The 7,716-nt window shown below is 67.6% G+C and carries 10 protein-coding genes and 1 pseudogene; 6 read left to right on the top strand and 5 right to left on the bottom strand.

Annotated elements, in window-relative coordinates; translation table 11 throughout:
* Positions 1-133 precede the first annotated feature (133 nt).
* The 5 genes and pseudogenes from DY218_RS34815 to DY218_RS04225 form a co-directional block, all read left to right on the top strand.
* A pseudogene (locus tag DY218_RS34815) lies at positions 134-445 on the top strand (RHS repeat-associated core domain-containing protein); the annotation flags it as partial.
* A 305-nt stretch (positions 446-750) separates the two neighbouring features.
* A complete protein-coding gene (locus DY218_RS04240; RefSeq protein ID WP_128554539.1) occupies positions 751-1,026 on the top strand; it encodes a DUF6959 family protein in 276 nt (91 codons plus the stop codon).
* 119 nt (positions 1,027-1,145) lie between these two features.
* Positions 1,146-1,673 (top strand): SMI1/KNR4 family protein, encoded by a 528-nt coding sequence (locus DY218_RS04235; protein ID WP_128554538.1) that lies wholly within the window; start codon positions 1,146-1,148, stop codon positions 1,671-1,673.
* An 81-nt stretch (positions 1,674-1,754) separates the two neighbouring features.
* Entirely contained in the window at positions 1,755-2,873 is a 1,119-nt protein-coding gene (locus DY218_RS04230; protein WP_128554537.1) for a hypothetical protein, read from the top strand.
* 45 nt (positions 2,874-2,918) lie between these two features.
* Positions 2,919-3,392, top strand: a complete 474-nt coding sequence (locus DY218_RS04225; RefSeq protein WP_128554536.1) for a YxiG-like protein — start codon at positions 2,919-2,921, stop codon at positions 3,390-3,392.
* A gap of 17 nt (positions 3,393-3,409) precedes the next feature.
* On the opposite strand, the gene DY218_RS34115 is transcribed toward DY218_RS04225, so the two are convergent.
* The gene (locus tag DY218_RS34115; RefSeq protein ID WP_158573972.1) at positions 3,410-3,565 is read right to left on the bottom strand and encodes a hypothetical protein; all 156 of its coding nucleotides are present in this window, start codon (positions 3,563-3,565) and stop codon (positions 3,410-3,412) included.
* A gap of 77 nt (positions 3,566-3,642) precedes the next feature.
* Here DY218_RS34115 and DY218_RS04220 point away from each other — a divergent pair, with 77 nt between their 5' ends.
* The gene (locus tag DY218_RS04220; RefSeq protein ID WP_128554535.1) at positions 3,643-4,059 is read left to right on the top strand and encodes a hypothetical protein; all 417 of its coding nucleotides are present in this window, start codon (positions 3,643-3,645) and stop codon (positions 4,057-4,059) included.
* 25 nt (positions 4,060-4,084) lie between these two features.
* On the opposite strand, the gene DY218_RS04215 is transcribed toward DY218_RS04220, so the two are convergent.
* From DY218_RS04215 to DY218_RS04200, 4 genes are all read right to left on the bottom strand, one after another.
* Complete coding sequence (locus DY218_RS04215; RefSeq protein WP_158573970.1) at positions 4,085-4,468, bottom strand: hypothetical protein; 384 nt, start codon at positions 4,466-4,468, stop codon at positions 4,085-4,087.
* 181 nt (positions 4,469-4,649) lie between these two features.
* Positions 4,650-4,859: a putative quinol monooxygenase gene (locus DY218_RS04210; protein WP_233521353.1), complete on the bottom strand. Its 210-nt coding sequence runs from the start codon at positions 4,857-4,859 to the stop codon at positions 4,650-4,652.
* A gap of 172 nt (positions 4,860-5,031) precedes the next feature.
* Positions 5,032-6,384, bottom strand: a complete 1,353-nt coding sequence (locus DY218_RS04205; RefSeq protein ID WP_233521352.1) for a uracil-xanthine permease family protein — start codon at positions 6,382-6,384, stop codon at positions 5,032-5,034.
* On the bottom strand, positions 6,375-7,520 hold the full coding sequence (locus DY218_RS04200) for an aryl-sulfate sulfotransferase (RefSeq protein WP_128554533.1): 1,146 nt from the start codon (positions 7,518-7,520) through the stop codon (positions 6,375-6,377). The genes DY218_RS04205 and DY218_RS04200 overlap by 10 nt, the downstream gene beginning before the upstream one ends.
* Between the last annotated feature and the right edge of the window lie 196 nt (positions 7,521-7,716).

The raw sequence follows: 7,716 nt of genomic DNA, 5'->3' as shown, positions 1-7,716 counted from the left end.
CCCCAAACCACCATCGACGAACGCTTCTACGCCCTCGTCACCGACCAAATCGGCACCCCCACCCACCTCCTCAACGAAACCGGCACCCCTCTCTGGCACGCCACCACCACCCTCTGGGGCCACACCACCTGGNCCTCGTCACCGACCAAATCGGCACCCCCACCCACCTCCTCAACGAAACCGGCACCCCTCTCTGGCACGCCACCACCACCCTCTGGGGCCACACCACCTGGCCCCCACCTCCACCGCCTACACCCCCCTCCGCCACCCCGGCCAATACGCCGACCCCGAAACCACCCTCCACTACAACCACCACCGCCACTACGACCCCACCACAGCCCACTACCTCACCCCCGACCCCCTCGGCCTCACCCCATCCCCCAACCCCACCACCTACGTCACCAACCCCCACACCCAAACCGACCCACTCGGACTCGCACCATGCCCTGCGGTGGGGCCTGGTGCAGACTTGAGGAATTTGTCAGGCTCTGAGCGTGCCAGAATACAAAATGCTGCCGACCGAATAGGTCGACCGATTTCAGTGGTTGGCAGCAGAGCAACGGGAGAAGCTCATGCCCTGTCGGACTGGGATTACGTAATCGAAGGTATAAATAGCAGGACTAGGCATTCGGTGGCAAGTTCAATACCGCGTGCCGATGTAACTCTCGGAAGGGGGCAACGCCAGGACATCTTCCCAGGGCCACTCATTACTGAATTCCCGTTCATTACCTTCTTTCCAAGGGGATGGAAATGACCCGTATGGAAACGCCCGAGATCATGATGCAGTCAGGAAATTACACCACGATCAGAATCCCAGGGAGAGCGTTTCCTGCCTTGGCGATCCAGGGTGACTCCCTCAAACTCCTGCAGTTGGCGGTGTCTGAGCTCGGCGCCGAACTCTCACGCGGCAACCTTGACGAAGCGACATATGCGATGAACGAAGTGCGGAACTCGCTCGAAGATATGGTTGCCGTATACGAGGAAGCGTGCTTGCGAGCAGGCCAGGAGCTCCCGTACACGCCGTAAGGGCGTCACTGTCGTTGACTTCCGTGGGAAGCTGTCGGTGCATCGCGAGTAGTCCGTACGGAGGAGCGGGTTCCCTCTCGCTGGATTGCTTTATATTCGCAGTGGAGTAGGAGTGCGCAATGTCCGTGAAGCGTCTCGCGCAAGCGATCCCACCGCCGAATAGGGAATCGGAGGTCCGCGACTGGCGAGGAGTGGAATCTGAACTCGGCCGCCGTCTCCCGGATGACTATAAGGAGATCACCGAACGGTACGGCCCGGGAGTGTTCGGTGATTTTCTGCACATCTATCAGCCTGATTCTCCGTGGCCCCAGCTCGATCTCGCACAGCAGGTCGAGGATGAATTGACGGCGCTTAAGGAGCTGGCGGCCGCCGGTGAAGAAATTCCCTACAAACTCGACCGGCCGGCCGAAATTGTTACCTTTGGGCGCGACGAGAATGGTGACTCTCTCTTCTGGCATTGCCGTGACATGGAGTCCCCCAATAATTGGACGGTCCTCGTCAAGGACGCCCGTGCCCCAGATTGGTTCCCTTTCGGCGGTGGGCTGTCGGATTTTCTGACTGCAGTGCTCGCGGGTCGGACCCGATTCCCAGTCTTCCCCGCCGATTTCCCTCCGATTCGCCCTGGGTTCGCCACATACGTCATCTGATATCGCCTCGTGCTGTATCACCCAATAACGGAGGCCGAATGAAACCGGAAGGCAACTACGAGCCAGTAAGGGTGACCGGTAATGGAGCCCAATAAACCGGCGGACGGCGACCGTACGCGGTCCCGGGCGTCGACGCCCAAGCGCCTGAGCGAAGCCTCGGCGGTGCTGGAGAGCAATCCGCTCGCCCCGTATTTCGCGCCGATACCGCTGCCCGCGACCGCGGCCTTTATCGCCGGCCTGCTCGCTTGGCTCATGCCCGTGCGTACGAGCCTGCGGGTGGTCATCGCCATCGGAGTCCTGGGCGCGATATGGATTGGTTGCCGCCGCGCGTCTCGCCGCCGGCGCGCCACCACATGGCGGCTTCACCCCGGCGAGTTGCAGCAGCTCGAGTACGGCCAAGTGGTTGCGCGCCACGCATTCTCCCGCGAGCAGCCGTTCCAACTGCAGGGCTATGAGCTCCAGTTGTACAAGTCGGACAATGCTCGCGACGCGCCTGTCGAGGTCGACAGACTCTGTGTGGCGGGCGTCGACGACATGCGTATCCAGATGTTCCCGTTCGTCCTCGCGACCCGTCGCCTCGGGATGCCAGTGCGTGTAGTTGAAGAACCCGGCGGGCCGCTGGACGAGGAATGGCACTACGTCTTCGACGTGCGCGAGGCAGCGCTCCTCGAGGCGGCCGCCGAAGGGCCGGCACCCGCGTGGACCGCCAAGCCCGTCACGTGGCGTGGCCGCCCGCGTATCTGGCAGGCCCTCGCTCTCGCGGTCCGGCTGATCAGCGCGTACTACGCCTGTTCGTGGTTCATCGGCCGTACGGAGCGGCTTCCCGACGGAGCCGCCCCATGGTCGGCCGACGCAGCGCTCTTCGCGCTGTCCTTCATCCTGGCGGCCTGGGCAGCGGGTTGGCTCTACCGGGCCCTGCTCCTCCCGCCGGCGCGCTGGCACATCACCCCGGACCGGATCCGCACGCGCGACCGCGTCTACGGCTCCCTGGACCTGCCGGCCTCCCGTATCGCCGCGATCGTCCCGCAGTACGGCGGGGTGAGCCTCCCCGGCGGCATCACATGGACCTGGTGCACGCTGCAGTTCTACGGATACGACCTCCGCTTCCTCGGCACCGCCCAGGCCAAGGGAATCCGCCCCGACGACCTCCTGACCTCCCTCGCCGAGCGCGGTTACCGGATCGTCGACGTCCAACGGTGAGCTCGCTGTGAGCAGCGGCCTTCCGCGTGGGGTAGAAGGGGCGGTATGGATGCTGTTGAGCTCGAGCAGATGTTGGACGAGGTCTTCGATCAGGCCGTCGTGTACCACGGTTACACCGACTACATGCGCGACTACGAGGTCATCGTCTACGCGACAGCAGATCCCCGTACCGGGATCGCGCCGTCCCATCTGCGGTACCTCTTCCGGTACTGCGTCGAGGCCCGGTGTGAGACGTCGGTGCCCGCGGAGACCTGGCGGATCTCGCTGGACGACCGGCTCATCGACCATGAAACCGGGGTCGATCTCGACGGTTACGTCTGGGGCGTGAAGTGGCACGGCCTCTACCCGGGGGCCCGGCTTCTACCCGAGTCCGAGGCGGCTCGCCGCTGGTCGAAGGCCCTCGGCATCGACTTTCACACCGTGCGCATCGAAACCAACGCGCACAACTTGACCTTGCTCTTCTCCGATCTCCAGGTGAGTGAACTCCCGATCGGCCACGCACCGTTCGTCACGGAGTAGAGAGGCCGCCGGGGAGTTCAGCAGCAGGTGCAGTCCGGCTTGGCTTGCATGCGGTGCACGCGGTGGATGCGGGTGTGGGCGGTGTGGGCGGCGCGCAGCAGCCCTTGCCCTGCCATGCGTTGCGGCCCGCCTTGAATTCTGAACTCGAACTTGAACTTGAACTTGAACTTCAACTTGAACTTTTGCTCCAGCTCCCTCTCACCCCGCCCCCTAGGTACCCTGGCGGCGCCATACGTCGGGGGAGTTGACCGTGGAGAACATCCTGTCCGTGGCCATCGGGGCCGCGATCGGCCTCATGGGGGTGGTGTTCGGTTCGTGGTTCACCGCGCGCCGGCAGGACCGTATGTGGCTCCGCGAACAGAAGCTCAAGGCCGGGATCAACTTCAACACGGCCGTGGTTCAGCTGCTGGACCATCTGAAGGACACACGGCTGAGTGACGATGGTCCCGGAGCCAACGAGTTGGCGAACCGGATGCAGGAGGCGCGCTCAGCCCTCTACTTGCTCTGTGCCGGCGACACCGTCGATCTCGCGAATGCTCTCGCGCGTCGGGTCTGGAGCACCCGGCCCACCGAGGGCAGGGACGACCGCCGGGCCGAGTTCCGGGAGACGATGGACCTCCTGCGCCGCTTCACCGTCCAGCTCCGGCAGGAGATCGCCGGATCGTAGGGTTCGTCGGTCACGACTTCACGACTCACGCCTCGGGTACGTGCACCGTGAAGCGGACCTCCGTGGCGCCCAGCGTCTCGGTCACCCGCCAGCAGCCGGGGCCGGGGAACTGGATGATCGTCGGCCACCACTGGCGGCCGCCGTCGCCGGTGGCGAACCCGCCGGTGCTGCCGCGTACGGAATCGGACCCGCCGCCCCCGAGCCGCTCGGCCTCGACGCGCGGAGCTCCCCGCTCGTCCGTCGCCCGGCCCTGCCCGTCGAGGGTGATCGACGCGTACTTCGTGCGGTACGCGTCCTTGTCGGCGCCCCCGCCGTCCGCGGGGTCGAGAAGCCCGGGTTCGGCCACCCACAGCCCATCGGAGCCGTACCACTTCCTCTTCGCGTCGAAGTCACGCACGACGGCGGGCACTGAGCCGGAGGGCACGGGTGCGGTCTCCGCGCAACTCCCCGCCCCTGCCCGGCTCTCCGAGGAGGAGGGGGACGAGGACGAACCCGGTGAACAGCCGCCTGCAGCCACCGACACGACGACCAGCGCCCCCGCCCAAGCGATCGCCGCTCTCCTGCAGAGCCTTCTCCTACGGAGCCCTCTCCTACGGCGCCTCAACCCCACTGATCCGATACTTGCTCACCTCCGCGTCCCGAATCTTCGCGGCCTGATCGCCCGTCGGCCCCGCACCCCGGAAGCGCGCGAGCGTCTCGTCGCTCTCCCACCGCTCGTACACGTTGATGCGGTCCGGATCGAGCAGGTCGGCCGACAGCGCGAAGTCCAGGCACCCGTCCGCCGCCCGTGCCTGCGCCACGACCTCCGCGCACCCCTCCAGCTAGGCGTCCCGCTCCCCGTCCCCCACCCACAACTTCCCGGCAACGATGATCACGGCACTCCTCACATAGCGACGGTTCGCCTTCCACGGGCGTCCACTGACGAGTTGGACTCCACCGGCCCTCAGGACTCGTCGGACCTGCCCGTCGAAGTCACCGCACCATGCGGCGCGAGTCCCGTGTCGCCCCCACCCGCAGCACCGCATGCAATACCACCGCAGTCAGCGTCCCCGCCACCACCCCGCTGCCGAGGATCGTGCGGACCCAGCCCGGGAAAGCGTCGTAGAGGCCTGGGGTGACCACCGGGGCCAGGCCGATCGCGAGGGCGAGGGCGGCGACCATCGCGTGGCCGCGGTCGGCGAGGTTGCTGCGGGAGAGCATGTCCGCGCCCATCGCGGCGATCAGCGCGTAGACGACCAGGCCCGCGCCGCCGACCACCGGGGCCGGGATGCCGGCGAGCAGGCGGGAGAGCGGTGCGAGGAGGCCGGCGGTGAGGAGCAGGACGCCCGCCGCCGCGGTCACGTAACGGCTGCGTACGCCGGTGAGTTTGGTGATGCCGACGTTCTCGGAGCTGGTGACCATCAGCGAGGTGCCGAAAGCGCCGCCGAGCAGCGACACCGCCGCGTCCGCCCGCGCCACCCGCGGCACATCGCGTTCCGGGCGCGGCTGCCGGCCGACCGTCTCGCTGTTCAGCACCGTCTGCCCGGTGATCTCCGCGAGCGTGGAGAGACTGAAGATCAGCAGCGGCAGGGCGGCGAGGACGTCGAACTGCGGTGCGCCGTACGGGAACGGGTCCGGCAGCGCCATCCCCGAACCCTCCGCAGGAGCGAACTCCCCGAGCCCGGTCGTCACCGCGAGCAGCGTCCCGACGGCCATGCCGATCAGCACCGCCGTCTGCCGCCAGACCCCGCGCAGCAGTAGGAAGGCGGCGAAGGTCGCGCCGATGGTGACCCCGGCGAGCGTGACGGCGGCGCGCCCCGGCTGTCCGTCCTCACCGGTGATCAACTGCGCCGCCACCCGCACCATCGCGATGCCTATGAGCAGTACGGTCACGCCCATGACGAGCGGTGGGAAGAGCCGTACGACCCGGGCGTAGAGCGGTGTCACCGCGAGGAGCAGCAGGGCGGCGAGCAGTACGGAACCGCTCGCCACGGCCGGACCATGGTCTTGGGCGATCCCCAGGAACAGCGCTGCCGCGGCCCCGCCCGGCAGCATCACGAACGGCAACCTGGCCCCGAAGCCGTACCGCCCGAGGGACTGGAGCAGTGCCCCGAGGCCGCAGAGTACGAGGACGGCGCTGAGGAGCGAGGCGGTGCGGGCGGGGGAGAGGTGCAGGGCGGTGGCGGTGAGGAAGACGGTCGAGATCGGCGCCGCGATCATTGCGAGGAGGTGCTGGACGGCGAGGGGTGCGAGGCGGAGGAGCGGGATCTGCTCGTCCACGGGGTCGGTCGGCTGAGGGACGCGGGCGGTCGGCTCCGGACCCCGGCGGCGCGCGCTCACAGCCACGGGAGCTCCTCGGGCGCGTAACGGTAGGCTCGGAAGACGGCGTTGGGCTCGGACGGGAACAGCGACCGGACCTCGCTCTCCCGGTACGGCGCGAAGTGCGGGACCACGTACTCCCAGCACAGATAGCCGTCCGCGGTCACCTCGAAGAGCCGGCCCGCGGGGGAGTCGGTGACCAGGGTGTTGCCGTTCGGCAGCCGCTGGGCGGAGCCCATGAACGGCGCGAAGAACGCCTCGCGCGCCGGGTCGTGGTACTCCCACACCACCTTGCCGCTCGGCCGCTCGATCTCGATGACGCGCGAGTACGGGACGTCGGAGACGACGGCATTCGGGCGGAAGACGCCGTTGTCGAAGACGAGGAGGCGGCCGTCGGGCAGCTCGGTCGGGTGGTGCTGCTGGGAGACCGTGCCCGGGTCGGTGCGCCAGAGCACTTCGCCCGTGGCGCGGCTGATCACGATGACTGCGGAGGAACTGCGCAGGGACGCCACGATGTTGCCGTCGGCCAGTTCCGCCACCGAGTTGATCAACGGCCAGTGTTCGCGGGCATAGTGGGAGTGCAGCGGGAAGGCGTCCCGGTCGAGGTGCTCGGCGGCGCGCCAGGACCAGGTGAGGCGGCCGTCGGCGTCGACCTCCCTGATGGTGTCGGCCCATACGGTGCCGGGGCTGTGCCCGGAGCCGTGGCCCCCGTCGGCCTCCGATCCCGGCACTCCGCCGCGTACCGCGGCTGCGTCCGGGCCCGTGAGGGGTTCGAGGGCGGCGTAGAGGATGCGGCCGTCGTCGAGGTGGTTCGCGTCGTGGTGCTGCAGCGGGTCGCGGTGCTCGCGCAGCACGGTGCCGTCCGGGGCGGCCTGCAGCATGATGCCGCCGCGGTACTTGTGCCACATGGGGAAAAGGGCCGGTCCGCCGGGCAGGACGCCGTTGTAGGCGAGGTTCCCGCCTGGGAGTATGCGGGCGTGCCGGCCCGGGCGGTACGGGAGCCGCCACTCGTGCACGCTGCGGCCGTGCAGGTCGACGAGGTAGACCTCGCCGGAGCCGGTGAGCGGGGCGTAGAGGGTGTGGCCGGGGAAGGCGGCCGCTTCGTCGAGTGCGATGAGGCCGGTGCCTCGGCGGCGGCGGGAGTTCTGGTCGATGGGTGGCATGGCTTGTGTGGTCCCTCAGATCGTCGATGCGTCAGCGTCAAAATTTCTTTGATTCTGACAATTGAGTTAGAACCTAGAGAGTGTTTGTGACAGCGCCATTGCAGCCGTACGAAGTCGTGCGCAGCCGTACGAAGCCGCGCGTGACGCCGTGAACGAGCCGTGAACTGCGGTGCGTAGGCTGCACCTGCCGAGGACG

It is taken from the genome of Streptomyces triticagri, from assembly GCF_003429565.1.
Lineage (GTDB): Bacteria > Actinomycetota > Actinomycetes > Streptomycetales > Streptomycetaceae > Streptomyces > Streptomyces triticagri.
The sequence above is the reverse complement of the archived record's forward strand: the minus strand, read 5'-3'. Positions and strand labels throughout refer to the sequence as shown.

Coding starts and splice junctions, on each gene's coding strand:
- DY218_RS04240 (WP_128554539.1), top strand. CDS start 751: ATGACCCGTATGGAAACGCCCGAGATCATGATGCAGTCAGGAAATTAC.
- DY218_RS04235 (WP_128554538.1), top strand. CDS start 1,146: ATGTCCGTGAAGCGTCTCGCGCAAGCGATCCCACCGCCGAATAGGGAA.
- DY218_RS04230 (WP_128554537.1), top strand. CDS start 1,755: ATGGAGCCCAATAAACCGGCGGACGGCGACCGTACGCGGTCCCGGGCG.
- DY218_RS04225 (WP_128554536.1), top strand. CDS start 2,919: ATGGATGCTGTTGAGCTCGAGCAGATGTTGGACGAGGTCTTCGATCAG.
- DY218_RS04200 (WP_128554533.1), bottom strand. CDS start 7,520: ATGCCACCCATCGACCAGAACTCCCGCCGCCGCCGAGGCACCGGCCTC.